10 protein-coding genes and 2 pseudogenes are annotated in these 16208 nt (G+C 71.2%); 6 read left to right on the forward strand and 6 right to left on the reverse strand.

Features of this window, described 5'->3' with window-relative positions; all coding sequences use genetic code 11:
• Positions 1-87: 87 nt before the first annotated feature.
• A complete protein-coding gene (locus HCN08_RS14005) occupies positions 88-1098 on the reverse strand; it encodes an NADP-dependent oxidoreductase (RefSeq protein ID WP_240970079.1) in 1011 nt (336 codons plus the stop codon).
• A gap of 227 nt (positions 1099-1325) precedes the next feature.
• On the opposite strand from HCN08_RS14005, the gene HCN08_RS14010 reads away from it, so the two are divergent.
• Complete coding sequence (locus tag HCN08_RS14010) at positions 1326-1961, forward strand: TetR/AcrR family transcriptional regulator (RefSeq protein ID WP_167983369.1); 636 nt, start codon at positions 1326-1328, stop codon at positions 1959-1961.
• A gap of 263 nt (positions 1962-2224) precedes the next feature.
• Here HCN08_RS14010 and HCN08_RS14015 read toward each other — a convergent pair whose 3' ends face one another.
• A complete protein-coding gene (locus HCN08_RS14015; protein ID WP_322974435.1) occupies positions 2225-3085 on the reverse strand; it encodes a GH25 family lysozyme in 861 nt (286 codons plus the stop codon).
• A gap of 264 nt (positions 3086-3349) precedes the next feature.
• Here HCN08_RS14015 and HCN08_RS35315 point away from each other — a divergent pair.
• A pseudogene (locus HCN08_RS35315) lies at positions 3350-3646 on the forward strand (hypothetical protein); the annotation flags it as partial.
• A 96-nt stretch (positions 3647-3742) separates the two neighbouring features.
• Here the strand turns inward: HCN08_RS35315 and HCN08_RS14020 are convergent.
• The 3 genes and pseudogenes from HCN08_RS14020 to HCN08_RS14030 all read right to left on the reverse strand — a co-directional run.
• Positions 3743-3997, reverse strand: a pseudogene (locus tag HCN08_RS14020) (serine/threonine-protein kinase); the annotation flags it as partial.
• A gap of 98 nt (positions 3998-4095) precedes the next feature.
• A complete protein-coding gene (locus tag HCN08_RS14025; protein WP_167983371.1) occupies positions 4096-7308 on the reverse strand; it encodes a type ISP restriction/modification enzyme in 3213 nt (1070 codons plus the stop codon).
• A gap of 410 nt (positions 7309-7718) precedes the next feature.
• Positions 7719-8738 (reverse strand): PASTA domain-containing protein, encoded by a 1020-nt coding sequence (locus tag HCN08_RS14030; protein WP_322974436.1) that lies wholly within the window; start codon positions 8736-8738, stop codon positions 7719-7721.
• A gap of 249 nt (positions 8739-8987) precedes the next feature.
• Between HCN08_RS14030 and HCN08_RS14035 the strand changes: the two genes are divergently transcribed.
• The 3 genes from HCN08_RS14035 (at position 8988) to HCN08_RS14045 (ending at position 14733) form a co-directional block, all read left to right on the forward strand.
• Entirely contained in the window at positions 8988-9638 is a 651-nt protein-coding gene (locus HCN08_RS14035) for a DUF7691 family protein (RefSeq protein WP_167983373.1), read from the forward strand.
• Between the two features lie 204 nt (positions 9639-9842).
• Complete coding sequence (locus tag HCN08_RS14040; RefSeq protein WP_167983374.1) at positions 9843-11729, forward strand: M1 family aminopeptidase; 1887 nt, start codon at positions 9843-9845, stop codon at positions 11727-11729.
• Between the two features lie 202 nt (positions 11730-11931).
• A complete protein-coding gene (locus HCN08_RS14045) occupies positions 11932-14733 on the forward strand; it encodes a helix-turn-helix transcriptional regulator (RefSeq protein WP_167983375.1) in 2802 nt (933 codons plus the stop codon).
• Here HCN08_RS14045 and HCN08_RS14050 read toward each other — a convergent pair.
• Positions 14705-15577, reverse strand: coding sequence for an AraC family transcriptional regulator (locus HCN08_RS14050; RefSeq protein WP_322974438.1), 873 nt, complete (start codon positions 15575-15577; stop codon positions 14705-14707). The genes HCN08_RS14045 and HCN08_RS14050 overlap by 29 nt on opposite strands.
• A gap of 247 nt (positions 15578-15824) precedes the next feature.
• Between HCN08_RS14050 and HCN08_RS14055 the strand changes: the two genes are divergently transcribed.
• Positions 15825-16187, forward strand: a complete 363-nt coding sequence (locus HCN08_RS14055; RefSeq protein WP_167983377.1) for a VOC family protein — start codon at positions 15825-15827, stop codon at positions 16185-16187.
• Positions 16188-16208: the final 21 nt, after the last annotated feature.

A 16208-nucleotide genomic window follows, 5' to 3' on the forward strand; every position in this document is an offset into this window, starting at 1 on the left:
GCAGAAGCCGTCCTGGCATCCGCACTCGCCGAAGTACCGCAGGTCCCAGGCGCAGGTGGCGCAGACGCGTCGGGCCCGTCGTGCGGCTCAAGTGTCCATCGTCACAAGGATCTTCCCCGTTGTGTGCTCGCGCGCGAAGGCCACGCAGGCGAGGGCCGCGTCGGTCAGGCGGAAGCGGCGGCTGATCGTGGCCCTCAGGGTGCCGGCGACCGCGTCGGCTGCCAGCTCCGGCATGCCGCCGTAGCGGCCCTCCACGTCCAGCACCATGCTGCCCGTCACGTCCGAGCGTCCCAGGGACTCGGCGTCCGGTGGCGGGGGTGTGATGGTCAGCAGCCGGCCGCCGGGGCGCAACGCGGCGGCGAGGGCGGGGAGTTCGGTGCCGGGCAGGGACAGGTTCAGGACCGCGTCGACGCCTCCGGGGTGCCGCCGAAGCGTCTGTGCGGTGACGTCCTGGGTGCGGTAGTCGACCACCTCGGCCGCGCCCAGTTGCCGTACGAGGGTGGCGTCGGCCGCCGTCGCCGTGGCGGTCACCCGCGTGCCCGCGGCGGCCAGCAGCGGCAGCACGGTGGTGCCCACCCCGCCCGTCGCCCCGACCACCAGCACCGTCTCGTCCGCGCCGAACGCCCCGGTCGCCATCAGCGCACGGGCCGTCGTCCCGACGACGGGCAGCGCCGCCGCCTGGTCGACCGGCAGCGCGGCCGGTCGGTGGGCGACGAGCGGCGTGTCGGCCTCGACGACCACGTACTCCGCGAGTGCCCCCGTCCCCAGTGACGGTCGCGCCGCACCCGCCATGGGGCGCAGCACCCGCGGCAGCGCGAACCCGAAGACCTCGTCCCCGGCGGTGTAGCCGGACACGTCCGGGCCGACGTCGGTCACCGTGCCGGCGAAGTCGTTCCCGGGGACGTGCGGGAAGTCCACCTCGACCATCGCGCGGTAGTCGCCGCCGGGAAGCACCAGGTCAGCGGCGTTCAGCGCAGCCGCCGCCACCTTGATCCGCAGCTGCCCGGGGCCGGGCCGCGGAACCGGCACCTCGGTCACCACGTAGGTTTCGGGCGGTCCGTAGCCCGGGGCCACCAGGGCCCGCATCGTACGCGTCATGTCGTGTCCTCCCGAAGCACCCGGATTAACCCGACCGAGCGGTCAGGTTATTCTGGGGGTGGACGGTACGAGAACTCGACCGCGCGGTCAACTTACTGCTGCCGGATACCGAGTGGTGAGGCTCGGGCCGCGAGGAGGCGCCGGCGCCGGGCCGAGAAACCGACGCCGAAGAGCCGGGATTGAAGAGCCAGGACTGAAGAGCCGATACCGAGGAGCGAGCGAACCGCATGACCCCGCCAGAAAGTTCAGGCCCGCGGCGTCCCCTGCGGGCCGACGCGGCACGCAACCGCGAACTGCTGCTCGCCGCCGCCGCCGCGGAGTTCGCCGAACGCGGCGTCGACGCCTCCATCGCGGACATCGCCCGGCGCGCGAAGGTGGGGAAGGGGACGGTCTTCAACCACTTCCCCAGCAAGGACCATCTGCTCACCGCGATCGCGGTGGCCCGCCTCGACCAGCTCACCGAGTCCGCCGAGTCCCTCCTCGCCGGGTCCGATCCCGGCACGGCACTGCTGGACTTCCTGACCCTGGGTGCCGAACAGCAGCAACAGCTCGACCTCTCGGCCATGTTCGCCGGCGGCACGGCGGACATCCAGGACCCGGCGGGGGTCGATCAGGCACGTGAGCGGATGGTCCGCGCCGTCGACGCCCTGGTCACCCGAGCGCGCGAACAGGGCGCCGTACGGCCTGACATCACCGGCGCCGACGTCGTCCTGCTGATGTGCGCGCCCGCGTACGCGGCCGGCCCCCTCCGCCAGGCGTACCCGGAACTCTGGCGCCGCTACCTGATGGTCGTCTTCGACGGACTGCGCCCCGAGGGCGCCCATCCTCTCCCGCACCCGCCACCGCCGCTGGGGCACCTGTAGGCTGCGGCCGGGCGGGCGGCGGGAACGGCGCGGGTGAGGTGCACGCCGGTCCGCCGCCACCTTCAGGGAGCGCGGGGAGACCCGCTTCCCGCCGGCCCGGAAGCCGTCGACCGTCTCTCCCGGCGTCCGACTTCGGTAGGCAACAGAAGAGGGACCCGCGAACGCTCCAGGTCCCTCTTCCATGTGCCTCACGTGACTTGCCGCATGGCCGTACCCGCACGGCCGCGGGCCCGCGGGCGGTACGCCGGGCGTCAGGCGGAGGCTCAGGTGTTGTTGGCGAGGTTCTTCAGGCCGCTGAGGGGGCCGTTGAACCTGTCCTGGTCGCCGGGGAAGGTGCCGGAGTCGGCGAACTGCCAGAAGGTATAGAAGCCCCAGCCAGCCGGGAGGGTTCCCACCGTGGAGTTGTAGCGGGCGATGAACAGCGGGTCCTTGCTGGAGTAGGCGGCGGAGTTGCCGGTGCAGGTGGTCCACCAGTCGGTGGTCGTGTAGATCGTGGCCCACCGACTGGTCTTGGTGTGCACCTCGTTGAGGAAGTTGGTGATCCAAGTACGCATGTCCGCCTGGCTCTTGCCGTAGCACGTGGCGCCGTACGGGTTGTACTCGATGTCCAGCATGGGCGGCAGCGTCTTGCCGTCCTTGGACCAGCCGCCGCCGTGGGCGACGAAGTAGTCGGCCTGGGCTTTGGCGGTCGAGGTGTTGGGGGTGGCGAAGTGGTAAGCGCCGCGGATGAAGCCGGCGTTGTAGGAGCCGGTGTAGTTGGCGTTGAAGTTCGGGTCTCGGTAGTCGGTGCTCTCGGTCGCCTTGATGTAGACGAAGCGGGCGCCCTTGCCGTACTGGGTGGCCCAGTTGATGCCGCCCTGCCAGTGGCTCACGTCGAAGCCCTTGGTCTGCGTCACGTTGGGCGTGAGGGTGATGGGGTCGCCGGCCGCGGAACGGCCCTCGTGGGCGGCGACGGTGGAGCCCATCCAGTCCTGGTCGGGATGGGTGATGCCGCTGCCCGCGCCGGGGGCGGCGGCGTGCGCGGTCGGCGCGGCGGTGAGCAGGGCCGCGGTGGTGAGCAGGCCGCCGGCGACGGCGAGCGTGCGGCGCGTTAACGGCCGCGGGGGGACGGGCGACTGGACCACGAGAACCTCCGGGGTGGCGGGGGCGGGGCGGTTGGTCGGACAACAGCGCGCGCTGACGCACACCGGCACCGGACTTGGCGCCGGTGGCAGGTTCATGACTATACGCGCGTAGAGTCCGCGGTGGTGGCTGATCGGGTGAACTCGCGCCGCACGGGACCCGTGCGTTGCCGGACGCGGCGCCGGGTGCACGCCTTCTCCACAGGGCTGTGGACAACCGCGGCGGCCGGCTCGCCGCTCCGCGAGCCGGCGAGGAGGTGATCCGTACGCAGGAGCGAGCACGTGGCGTGCGCCGGCGGAGCCCCGGTTCTCGGCGCGGGCGAGATGAGCTTCTTCCAGCCTGCCGGCCGGTGGGCGATCGCCGACGTCAGCAACCAGTCGACCGGCTACTGCCCGGACGCCCGCTCATGGCCGGCCGTCGCCGCGGCCCTCGACCGAGCAGGAATCACGCACCCCGAAGGCTTCACCCACGAGGTGGTGTTCCGCCGCTGCCTGGGCTGCATGGAGGTCAACATCGTGCGCGAGGGCGACTTCGTCTGCATCTTCTGCGACTCGCCCCTCCCCCACGAGGAATGTGGACGCCAACCGCCCGCACTGCCCTGCGTCGTGGACGGTGCCGAGTCCTTCCGCCGACAGCGCCCCGAGGCTCGCGGTCTCGACGAGCGGCAGCGGGCCGTGGTCGGCGACGAAGCTGCGCAGGTCCGGCCCGTTGACGTACTCCACGGCGAGCCAGGGCGGGTCCGCGTCCGCATCGGCCCCAACGAAGGCCGCCACGAACCGCCCGTAAACGGTGCGCAGGCTCTCCACTTCACTCCGGAAGCGCACACAGGTGTCCTCGTCGAGGATCGACGGTTTGATGACCTTCACCGCGGCCTGGTGGCCCGCCGGGGATTCACCGAGGAACACCTGGCCCATGCCGCCGTCCCCGATCCGGCACACCAGCGCATCACCACCGATCCCGTCGGATCATCGTCTCTCAGTGGTTCCAAGGCTGCACGCAGTCCAGGGACGACCTAACCCCTCTGCCGTCGCGCGGGCCTCCGGGCCACGTCCTGGGGGAGATCTCCCTCGGCGGGAGACCGGCGTCCGACGGGTCGTCGTGCATGGTTCGGCACGGGGAGGATTCCGGTCTCCTCCAGTTCCCGCACGGATACGAGCGGGCTGTCGCCGATGGCGTCGAGAAGCTCTTTCTGCCGAGGCTCCTCCTGCACAAGGAGACCCAGAACGTTCAACAGGTCGAGAAGTCGAGTGGTCCAGCCGGGAGACCAACTCCGGGCCACGACACCGTCCAAGTCCAAGCGGCGCTTGCCACCGGGTTTCCGCCGGCGGTAGCTGAACCACTTGTCCAATACGTTCATGCCGGAGACTTGGTAGCTCCGAGTCGACTGCGGCACGGGAGCGATGCATCCCGACCCGACCCACAGGCGTTCTGTGTGCTGTTCGTAGCGCAGCACGTCCGGCATGTCCTCGACGGAGTCGGGGATCTCCTCGATGCACTGAGGGCGGTTCGACCGGAGGCGAGGGGGTCCATCGGCTCGGCCTTCAGCAGGATCCGCGTACCTGGTGCCGTAGCTGTGGAGCCACAGGACACGGCGACCGATCCGGACCGCCTCCCTCCACAGATCGGCGTCCCCGGTGAGAGGCACTCGGACTCCGGGGTCCCTGAGATCGTCGAGGAAACGGAGCGTGTAGGCAGGGTGAGAGACCACAGCCGCCACGTAGGCCAGAAAGTCCTCGGCCGTGATCACCATGGCCAGGCGCTGCGAAAGCAGGTCGAGCAGGCCCGGGGCGAGATTCGGTGTCTCTCCCCGGCTGTCGCGATACAGCGGCCGGACACACCCGCTGCGCCCGTTGAAGTAGTGCATGTCCGGGATGAAGGCACTGAACACAAGCGCGGGGCCGTTCTCCACCGCGTGGGCATTCTGCTCCACAGTGAAGATCTGGTCCGGACCCCGTACGGCCCACAGGTCCGGGCGGCCGACCACCATGAGCCTGTGGTCGGGGATGATCCACTGCCGGTCGAACGATCGGTACCCCACCTCGACGGGCTCCGGCTGTTCCCGCTGCTCTCTCCGCAGCGGAGTCGCGTCGTAGCCGGTCGTCCCGGGGAGAGGCGCCACGACGCTGTCCACCGTGCGGTCCCGTGCCTCGCCCAACAGCGCCTTGCGTTCGTCGCCGTTGGCTGCGAGGAAGAGGCGCCACCTTTCCCGGAGCGTTGCCTTGTCCGGCGCATACACCCAGACACGACCGGGTGTGACACCGCGGGAGGACCACGGCATCAGATCCTTGAGTTGCGGGGTGCTCTCCCAGAGGTCGCTGCCCGCAGGCAGGAAGGGATCCGTCGGCCCGGTCGCGCAGTTCTGCCACTGCGGATCCTGGAGGGTCACGGTCAGAAGTCGCCGGGTCTTCTCGTCACGGTGACCGTGGACTTGCACATAGTGGACGGTCGCCGAATCCTCGCTGTGGCCGTCACGGCGACGTACGAAGACAGCGATACACAGTTCCTGGGCGACGTCCGGGAACAGACGGGTCGCAACGTCCGGCCTCTGGCCTTCCGGGGACAGGTCGATGATCCAACCCTCGTCTGCCGACTGACGCAGATAGCGGCGCATTCCGGCAAATGCCTGCCCCTTGAGCCATGCCTTGGGCGTGATGTACGCCACCACACCGAACGGAGCGTCCTCGTGTGCGTCGAAGACCTTCCACGTTCCCCAACGCCAGAAGTAGACGTAGAGATTGGTCATCTTCGACTCGTAGGTCCCGTTGCCCGCCAGACGGAACGCATCAAGAGGAGCAGGCTCTCCGACATTGGGATCGCCTGTCTCGATCCACTTGCCGGCGCCGCGGGAGACCGCGTCGTGCGGTGGATTGCCGATCACCACCATGACGCGCTCGTCCCTCTTGATCTTGTTGGCCTGCCGCCGGGACTCCGCCAACGGCCGATAGGTGTGAGGGATCCAGTTGAATTCAGCCCTCGGGTCGTCGAGGGTGTCCGCGACGAGGAGGCGCAGTCCCTCCTTCGGTGCAGCCGACCGGTATTCCTTCAAAAGAGCGTGCATGCGCAGGTCGGCCACCGCGTACGGGCCGATCTGCCGCTCGAAGCCGATGAGGCGCTGTCCGACCATCTGCCGCAGCTGAGGCCCGACAGCCCCAGGACCTTCTTCCTCGGAAATCGTCGTGGCGGCCCGTTTCAGCACGGACAGCAGGAAAGTGCCTGTCCCCATGGCCGGATCGACGACGACCACCTCGGGCGACGCGAACCCGGAGTGGATGCCGAAACACCGGCCCAGGATGACCTCGGTCAGCCGGACCATCGCATCGACGATGCCGTGCGGTGTGTAGTACGAGCCGGTCCGCATACGAAGATCACGATCGTAGATCTGCAGAAAATCCTCGTAAAGGAGCAGGTAGGAATCCCCTGATCCGTCGTCGAGCCGACTCCAGTCGACGGCTCCGACGACCCGCAAAAGGGTGTCGAGCGTGGTGGACAGCCCGGCCGCCACGGACTCCTCCGTGAGGACGTCGAGGGCCTTGCCCATAAGTGAGTGCCTTTTGCCGAGCTTCAGAGCGATGCCGTGCACCGACTCGCCTTCGAAGACGATGCCCTCGACCCTGGCCAGCAGCAATGCGAACACCACGGTCTGCCCGAACTGCTCGACAAACTCCTCCTCGGTCGTCTCGGGGAACAAAAGACGGCGCCACTCTTCGGCGATCTCAAGGAAGATGCGACGCCGACGGCCCGCCTTCTCCAGGGCTATGGCTTCCGCCACCTCGTCGCACAGCAGACGGCAGAGCTTGGCCACCGAGCGGACCAATTGAGCAGTGCTGCGTGGGGGCTGCGGTTGCCAGCAGAGGAAGTCGTGCAGAAGGCGAGCCAGGGCCCCGTCAGCCGGCGCCAGGCGCGCCCCGGCCGAAAGAACCGAGCCCTTCATCCTCGCTGTTTCGCCGACTGCCCGGCCGCTGCGATACAGCGCGAATTCGTCGCCGTCGCAGTACATGACGTTGGGGAGCAGTTGCAGTTTCTGCCACTGCGCGGCGTTCTCTCCCGTGAAGAGTGCCGGATCCGCGCCGCAGCCGGGTCGCTTGAGCTCGATGTACCCGACAAGCGCGCCGTCCACCGACACCGCGTAGTCGAGACGGGCCCGCAGATCCACGAGGGGCACCTCGCCGACCAGGGTGATGCTGAGTCCCAGGCTTTCGCCGGCAGTTCGGATCAGGGTCTCCAAGGGGCCCCGAAGCTGGTCCTCCTTCCACCCATGGCCCTTCAGCTTCGGTGTCGCCAGGGCGCCGAAGGCTGAGACGGCCGTGCGAACGGCCTCTTCATACGTTCTGCGCTGTCCTGCCCGTGACGCCATCCCGCCCCCTGACGGGCAAGGACGGCCGGAGGCGTTCGTACGGTCCTGTCGGCCGCACCTTGCCTCCGAGGGTGCCGCGGCTCATCCACGACACTCAACCATTACCGAATGTAAGGTCGCGGCGGCACGACGTGAAGACCGCGTAGCCGGATTCAGCTCGGCAGCCCCTGGTAGCGCTCATGGAGCGCTTTGGCATGCGTACACCAAAACGGAATCGTTCGCGGCGTGAGAGCGCGCGAGGCGGATCGCCCGGGTGCGGCGGCGTCGCGGGTGGGGCCGGATCAGGAGTGCCAGCGGTTTCGGCCGTCGGAGCCGGGGCCGCACACCATGCGGGTGCCCCTGTCCGTGAAGCCCGTCGCTCCGTGAGGGGAGCAGTACGCGCCCGGGTGCACGGTGGTGTGGTTGCCCCCGCCGGAGGAAGAGGAGGACTCACCGGAGTCGCTTGTCGAACGGCCCGGCGGTGGGGAGTTGTCGCCGGAGGCGGCGTGGCCGCGGCCGTGGTCCGGATCGCCGGCCGGCGACTTGTAAGTTGCGTCCTTTGTCGTCGGGCAGTGGTGAACGGTGTCCGACTTGGTCCACTTTCCGAGGTCGAGGATGACCGGGGTGGTGGAGGTGATCCTGCTCCCCCGGTCGGGGGACTGGAAGCATACCCGCCACTCGTCACCGTCCTCGGCGGCGCTTTCCGCGCTCGGGGTGTCGATGTCGAGGTAGACGTCGTCGAGTGTGACGCGGCCGAGGTCGATACCGCTCTGCTTGAGGTCCTTGACCGCCACGTTGTAGGTGTCGCTCACGACGTCGGGCATGGTCGGCCACGGCAGCGGTCCGCCGTCCCTGTCGGGACACGGCTCGTCGGTCTTGACGGCCGCGAAGTCGATGGTCTTCGCAGCCTCGTCGCTCTTCTGGAAGCACACCGTCCACCCGGCGCGGGTGAAGATGGAGCGCGCTTCGTCGCTCGCGTCATGGTGCTTGGTGGCGTACCCGGTGGAACGGGCCTGCGTCTCGGCCTTGTCCAACTGCCCGCCCGTGAAGTCGGCGGCCACGACAGGCTCGGCAGCCGCCGGCGACGCCGCGACGTCGGCGCGCGGGCCGGTCGCGGTGTGCGGCTTGGCGTCGGCCTTGCTCGCGCCGCCGTCGTCGAGCCGGCCGCCGAGCCCCGCCCCGATCGTCAGGAGTACGAGGGCCCCGAACATCGATCCCAGCCTGGCGAACCAGCGCCACGGCGGCAGTACCCAGACCAGCACCATGGCCGCGACCATCACGAGGAAGCCGAGGGCCAGGCTGAATGCGCTGAGCAGCGCCACCAGGGCCAACATGCCGAGCGCGGCGGGCGTGGTTTTCCACCAAGGCCGCGACGGGACAGGGGTGCTGTACGGGTTCACTGCTGCTCCGGCTCCTTCACCGCAGACGGGGTCGGGGCGTGCCGGGCGGGCACGGCAACCGACCAGGACTGCACACTCCTTGCACATGATCCATTGCGCAGCGTACACATCGCATGCCGCGCAGGAGTCGCGGGGCCAGCGGATCGAGTCGCCGCTGGCAGAATCGTGATCATGAGTCACAACATCGCGTACTCCACCGCGGACAAGGCCCACGTCCTGGCTTATCTCGGCGGTGCCGGGAATCTCACGGCGGACCAGGAGCGGCGGCTTCGGGGGATACGGGCGGACGCCGAGGCCGATCAGGAGGAGCTCGACCGGGAGGGCGTCGACTGGGGGCTGTCCATTCCCGACGCGCTCGACCAACTCATCGCCGGGCGGCCCGACTCGGACGCGATGTACGCCGGCAACGCCTACCACACCGCCTTGCAGCACATCATCAACCACAACGCGTCCGACCCGTCGCACCTGGGCACCTACTCGAAGCCGTCGACGTTCTTCGGGCTGGTCGACGACGAGATGCGCCGGCTCGGCGTGCCGTCCGAACTGCTGCCGCACGGCTACCTCTTCGGCGGCCTGCCCGACGACTTCCCGTTCGTCCCCTACTCCGTGGACGGCTACCCCGCCATCGGCCATCTGCCGCTCGCGAAGGCGAAGCCGGCCGCCGACGCCTATCGCGCCGTCCTGGACGACATGGCTCCCGACTTCCGGTACGACATCGGCGAGTTGATCGAGAAGCTCGACTTCGAGCACGAGGAGTGGGTGGACGCCACGAAGAACGTCGACTGGTACACGCAGGACACGATCTTCTTCAGGCTCGGCTGACCGTTCCGAATCGTCCCGGACCGTTTCGGACGGCTTCCGGGACCGGGACCGCGTACGGCCCTCAGGCAGCGCACAGCAGAGGCATAGGGAAAACCCTAGAGCTCCCGTCGGGACTTACCGGTGGGGAGTTCGGGCGTTCAGGCTCGGCGGGCGGCCGGGGTTTGGGGTCGGGGTGTGTCTAGGGGTGAGAGGGGCGATGGGTTGATGAGGAAGCGACTGCTCTCGTTGGTGGCCGGTGTGGGTGTGGCCGGGTTGGTGGGTGCGGTGGGGGTTGGGGTGGCCGGGGCGGCGGGGGCCGTGGGTGGGGTGGCGGGGGCGGCGTGTGTGCCGGGGCAGGTGGTGGGGAACGGGGGGTTCGAGGACGGGACTTCGCCGTGGGTCGCGTCAAGTGGGGTGATCACGAGCGGGGGTGGGCAGAGTGCGCACTCCGGGGGCGGGTTCGCGTGGCTGGACGGGTACGGGACGACGCACACCGACACGCTCAGCCAGACGGTGGCGATACCCGCGGGGTGCTCCGCCGCGTCGTTGACGTTGTGGCTGCACATCGACACCGCCGAGACGACGACCTCCACCGCGTACGACAAGCTCACCGCGAAGCTCGGTGGCAGCACGCTGGCGACGTACTCGAACCTCAACGCCGGTGCGGGGTATGTGCAGCGGACGTTCGACGTGTCGGCGTTCATCGGGCAGAGCGTGAGCCTGGCGTTCAGCGGGAGTGAGGACTCCGGGCTGCAGACCAGCTTCGTCATCGACGACGTCGCCCTCAACACGTCGGGGGGCGGCACCACTCCGCCACCGACGACTCCGCCGCCCACCACGCCGCCGCCCGCGGACTCCACGCGGACGCCGGCCTCGCCCGCGTACACCGTGAGCCTCAGCAGTGACGCGAGCGGTGCCACCTGGACCGGGCACGAGAGCGTGACCTTCACCAACGCCTCGGCCTCGCCGCTCAACGATGTCTACCTGCGGCTGTGGGACAACTACCACGGCTCCTGCCCGAGTACGCCGATCACCGTGACCAACGTGACCGGCGGCACCGCGGGCGCGCTGACGGTCGGCTGCACGGCGCTGGACATCGCGCTGCCCGCGCCGCTGGCCCAAGGGCAGTCCGGCACCGTCGGGTTCGACCTGAAGATCGTGGTGCCGAGCGGAGCCGACCGGTTCGGGCGGGACGGGGCGTTCAGCTTCATCGGCAACGCGCTGCCGCTGCTGGCGATCCGGGACGTGGCCGGCTGGCACCTGGACCCGTACACCAACAACGGCGAGTCCTTCTACTCGCTGGCCGCCGACTTCCATGTCGTACTGGACCATCCCTCGGGCCTCCAAGTGCCCGCCACCGGCACGTCGGTGGACACCCCCGGTGCCTCGGGCCGTACCGTCACCACGGCAACCGCCACCAAGGTGCGGGACTTCGCGTGGGCGGCGGGCGCCTTCAGCAAGGTCTCGGGCACCTCGCCGGCCGGGGTGAAGGTCAACGTCTACGCGGTCAGCGGGATCAGCGCGAGCAGCGCGCAGTCCATGCTCAACACCTCCATCTCGGCGATCGACGCGCACGCCGGGCGGTTCGCGGCCTACCCGTACGGCGAGGTGGACGCCGTGCTGGACAACAACTTCTGGTTCGGCGGGATGGAATACCCGGGCTTCGTCCTGGACTTGGTGAGCACCACCGCGCTGACGCACGAGCTGGCGCACCAGTGGTGGTACGGGATCGTCGGCGACGACGAGTACAACAACCCCTGGCTGGACGAGGCGTTCGCGGACTACTCGACGGATCTCGCGCTCGGCAGCTCGGGGACGAACTGCTGGAACAGCGTGTCGTGGGCGTCGTCGAGCGAGAAGATCACCAACTCGATGGCGTACTGGGACGCGCACTCGTCGCGCTACTCCACGGTGGTGTACGGGTACGGGAAGTGCGCGCTGCACGACCTGCGGCGGCTCATCGGGGACAGCGCGATGACGAATTTGCTGCGGACGTACGCGCAGTCGCACTGGTACGGGGTGTCCACGACCGCGGAGTTCAAGGCCGCGGCGCAGGCGGCGACATCGGTGGACCTCACGTCGTTCTGGAGCACGCACCGTATCGACGGGTAGTGGGCTGGGGGCAGTTGGGCGGTGACGGCGGCGGGCGGGCTCCTCTGGCAGGGGCTCGCCCGGTGCTCGCCCGGTGCTCGCCCGGTGCTCGTACGCCGCCTGCCCCTCGCTCGCCCGCCGCTCATCCGTGTGCGGGTGAGGCGGGATTGACCCGGGGGGCGGGGGTTCCGACACTGGAGGCACCTCTAGGTTTGGCAGGTGCATGGCCAGACGGACGGAACCGGCCGGTACGGACGCCCCGCTCAGCGGCCGGGGCTTGCTGCTCGCGACCGCCACGGCCGCGCTGGACGCCGGCGAGAGCGTGCTGCTCACCGGCGAGCCCGGCATCGGCCGCTCCACCCTCGCCGCCGCGTTGGCCGCCGGACGGCCGGGCAGCCTGGTGCTGCGGTGCGCGCCCGCCGAGGGCGAGCGGCACCTGCCGTTCCTCGGGCTGATCGACCTGCTCTCCGCAGTGGGCGACGACGACTTCGCCGCGCTGTCCGTACGCGAACGGTCCCTGCTGCGTGCGGCGTTGCACCGCTCCCCGGGCGAGAGCCGGACCGCGTACGGCGACGTCCTCGCGCTGCGGATGGCCGTGCTCAAGACGCTCACCGCGCTGTGCGACCGCTCCCCCGTGCTGCTCGTCCTCGACGACGTCCAGTGGCTGGACCGCCCGAGCGCGCAGGCGCTGGCGTTCGTGGCCCGGCGCGCGACGCGGCTGCGGCTGTGCGTGATCGCGACCTTGCGCACTCCGTACGACCCGGCGGATGGCGGCGGCGAGGCGGTGTGGCCCACGCCGGTACGTGAGTTGGCCGTACCGGCGATGACCGGGCGGGAGCTCGGCGCGATGCTGGACGGGTACGCGTGGCCGCGACCGGTGCTGGCGCGGTTGCACGCGGCCTGCGGCGGAAACCCTTATGTGGCCGTGGAGTTGGCCCAGGCGCTCGCCGAGCAGCACCGGGCCTGCGGGCGCGATCCGTCGGGGCCGCTGCCGGTACCGGCCGCGCTGCGACGCCAACTGCTCGCCCGGCTCGACCCGTTGGGGCCGCGGGCCCGCCGTACGCTGCTGGTCGCGAGTGCCGCGGTACGGCCCACCGTCGCGCTGCTGCGGCGGGCCGGGTGCGACAGCGCGGCGGATGATGTCGGTGCGGCCGTCCGGTGGGGGCTCGTCGCCCCCTCGCCGACCGGGGCCGTACGTTTCACGCAGCCGCTCATGCCGCGGGTCGTCTACGAGGACGCCGACGACCAGGCGCGGCGCGATGCGCATGCCGCGCTCGCGGAAGCCGCCGGCGATCCCGTCGAACGGGCCCATCACCTGGCCTCGTTGGCGCCGGGCCGGGACGCGGAGACCGCCGCCGTGCTGACCTCCGCCGCCGCGACGGCCCGGCGGCGCGGCGCGCCCGCGCTCGCCGCCCGGCTCGGCCGACTGGCAGCCGAACGCACCCCGTTGGAGCACCATGCGGCCGACGCCGACCGGCGGCTGACCGCCGCCGAGGACGCCGTCGCCGCCGGCGACTACCCGCTGGCGCGCGGCCTCGCGCACGAGGTGCTGGGCGAATCGGTCCGGCCGGCGGACCGGGTGCGCGCGTGGATCGTGCTGCTCGACTCCTGCGGGCAGGCCATGGCCGAGGTCGCGGACGTCTTCCCGCAGGCGCTGCACGACGCCCGCGGCGAACCGGAGTTGCTGGCCCGGCTGCACTACCGGCTGAGCTGGCGGGCCTGGGTCGTGGAGGGTTCGGCGGTCGCGGCGCTGACCCATGCGGCACGCTCGGCCGTCCTGGCGCGGCGGGCCGGCGACCGGCGGACCGAACTCCTCGCGCTCACCCAGCAGTCGGCCCTGGAGTTCTACCTCGGCCGGCCCGGCGCCGAGCGCACCCTGGCCCGGGCGCTGGCCGCGCCGCAGGACCCGCGCGTCCTGTTCGACCACAACGGGCCGGTCTTCCTCAAGCACCGCCGCCACCTGCTGCACGACCGGCTCGACGACGCCAGGACCGAACTGCGGGCGCTGGCCTACACGGTGCGCTACCGCGGGTCGGCCGAGAGCCTGTGCCAGTGCCTGTCGGGGCTCGCGCAGGTCGAGATCCTGCGCGGCCGGTGCGAGGCGGCCCTCGACCTCGCCCACCAGGCGCTGCGGGTCACCGAGCAGGCGGGGCTCAGCCAGGGGCCCGCTTGGTACGCCGTCGCGCTCGCCGAGGCGGCCGGGGGCGGCGCCGACCGGGCGCTGGCGGCGGCGGAACGGGCGCGGCGGCACAGCGAGGACGACGACGACCAGCTGTTCCTGCCGCGGGCGCTGCACGCGGAGGGCCATGTGCGGCTGCTGCGGGGGGAGTCGGCGGCGGCCGTGCACGCCTTGCAGCGGGTGCGGCTGCTGGAGACCGGGCAGGGCCAGGGCGATCCCGCGGTACGCCGCTGGCAGCCGGATCTCGCGGAGGCCCTGGTCGAGGCCGGCTGCGTGGACGAGGCGGCCGAACTCCTCGCGCGGACGCGGGCGATGGCGGCCCGGCTGGGGCGGCGCGGCCTGCTGGCCGTACTGGAGCGGCCGGCCGCGCTCGTCACCGAGGCGCGCGGTGAGCCGGCCCGGGCGGCGGCTCAACTGGTGGAGGCCGCTGGGCGGTTGGCGGGGCTGCCCTACCGGCTGGAGGAGGCCCGGACGTATCTCGCCCTGGGGCGGCTGCACTTACGGCGGGGCGACGCGGCGCAGGCCCGGGGCGCCCTGGCGGAGGCGGCTCGGCTCTTCGCGCGGGCCGGGGCCCGGCCCTGGAGTGCCGCCACCGCCGCCGCGCTGGCCCGCCTCGACCTCCCCGCGCCTGCCGCACCGGCCGGGCTCGACGCGCTGTCGGTCACGGAGCGGCGGGTGGCACTGCTCGTCGCGCAGGGCGCAAGCAACCGGGAGATCGCCGCGCGGCTCGCGGTCAGCGTCAAGACGGTGGAGGCGGCACTCACCCGCGCCTACCGCAAGCTCGCCGTGCGCTCCCGGGTGTCGCTGGCGCGGGCGGTCATGGCGGGGGTGGGGGCGGCGCCGTGAACTCGCCTTCGGGGCGCGACCCGTCTGCCGGGTGCGGGGCGAGCAGGCGGCGCAGGGCTGTGGGCGTACGGCCCAGGTACGCGCGCATGGTCCGGGTGAGGTGGGCCTGGTCGGCGAAGCCGAGGTCCGCGGCGAGGGCGCCGAGGCTCGACTCGCCCTGCTCCAGGCGGTCGAGGGCGCGGCCGATGCGGACGCGGTTGCGGTAGCGGGTCAGCGGCAGGCCCAACTCGCGGCTGAAGCACCGGCTCAGGCGGTAGGGGGAGACGCCGAGCGCCGCCGCGAGCGGGAGCAGCCCGTCGGCGGCCGGGTGGCCTGCGGCGATGGCCTGGCGGGCTCGGTCGACAAGTGCCCTGTCCCGGGCGGGGGTTCGGGTGGACGGCGGGAGGGGGCCGGGGACGGCTCGGCGTATGGCGGTGGCGAGCAGGGCGAGCAGTTCCTCGGTCAGGGCGTAGTCGATGTCGCCGCCGGTGGCGGTGGCCAGGAGCCGGCGGTGGGCGAGGTCGAGGCGGGCGTCGACGTACACGCTCGGGGCGGCGGGTGCGCGGGTCGGGTCGCCGGCCAGGGTGCGCCAGAGTGCGGGCGTGAGGCTGAGGGACGTGCATGTGTCGCCGCCGGCGGGGTGGGCGAACTGCTCCTCCTCGCCGGGCACTCCGACATACGCCAGCGTCCGGTCGACGTCCGCGTCCGCGCCGGCCGCGCGCCTGCGGAAGCGGCCCCGCCGTACGAGCACCATCCGGTGGTCCGCGCGCGCCTCGGCCGGCGACCAGCGCGGATGCTCGTCCCGGCACGTCACGGCGGTGACGGTGAAGTCGGGGCGGGCGGCGAGGACGGTGGCCGAGAGCACGCCCCGAACGGTACGCCGTGGGTCTGACAATGCCGCTGCCCCGCCCTGTCCTCCACTGCCCTGCCCTACCGCTGCCCCGCCGCTGCCCGCAAGGATGTTCAAGACGGTGCGGTGGGTCGGGGCGCAGGCTGTTCCCCGTTGCGCCGGACCCGTACGGCGGGTGTTGCCGCCGGTACGGGCGCGGGCACGTCGTGTGCGCCGAGCCGGCGCGCGCCGCCATCTACTCCTATATGAAGAGGACTTCGCCATGTCCGCCCCTGCGAAATTCAGCACCGTCGTCATCGACTGCGCCGAGCCGACGGCGCTCGCCGACTTCTACCGAAAGGTCACCGGCTGGGAAATCACGTACAGCGACCCGGACTTCGCCACCATCGGCGACGGCGGCCCGGCGCAGATCTCCTTCCAGCGCGTCACCGGCTACCACCCGCCGGCCTGGCCCGGCGGCCCCGCGCACACGCATCTCGACCTCACCGTCGCGGACATCGAGGGCGCCACGAAGGAGCTGCTCGAACTGGGCGCGGCCAAGCCGGAGTTCCAGCCCGGGGAGGGCAAGTGGGTGGTGCTCACCGATCCCGAGGGGCACCCGTTCTGCATCGCCGCCGGGGAGTGACCTCCGGCCCGGTGCCGGTGG

The sequence above is a fragment of the Actinacidiphila epipremni genome (genome assembly GCF_012034175.1).
GTDB classification, from domain to species: Bacteria; Actinomycetota; Actinomycetes; order Streptomycetales; family Streptomycetaceae; genus Actinacidiphila; species Actinacidiphila epipremni.

Excerpts from the sequence above, each read along its gene's own strand:
- HCN08_RS14005 (WP_240970079.1), bottom strand. The coding sequence starts at position 1,098 with ATGACGCGTACGATGCGGGCCCTGGTGGCCCCGGGCTACGGACCGCCC.
- HCN08_RS14010 (WP_167983369.1), top strand. The coding sequence starts at position 1,326 with ATGACCCCGCCAGAAAGTTCAGGCCCGCGGCGTCCCCTGCGGGCCGAC.
- HCN08_RS14035 (WP_167983373.1), top strand. The coding sequence starts at position 8,988 with ATGAGTCACAACATCGCGTACTCCACCGCGGACAAGGCCCACGTCCTG.
- HCN08_RS14040 (WP_167983374.1), top strand. The coding sequence starts at position 9,843 with ATGAGGAAGCGACTGCTCTCGTTGGTGGCCGGTGTGGGTGTGGCCGGG.
- HCN08_RS14045 (WP_167983375.1), top strand. The coding sequence starts at position 11,932 with ATGGCCAGACGGACGGAACCGGCCGGTACGGACGCCCCGCTCAGCGGC.
- HCN08_RS14055 (WP_167983377.1), top strand. The coding sequence starts at position 15,825 with ATGTCCGCCCCTGCGAAATTCAGCACCGTCGTCATCGACTGCGCCGAG.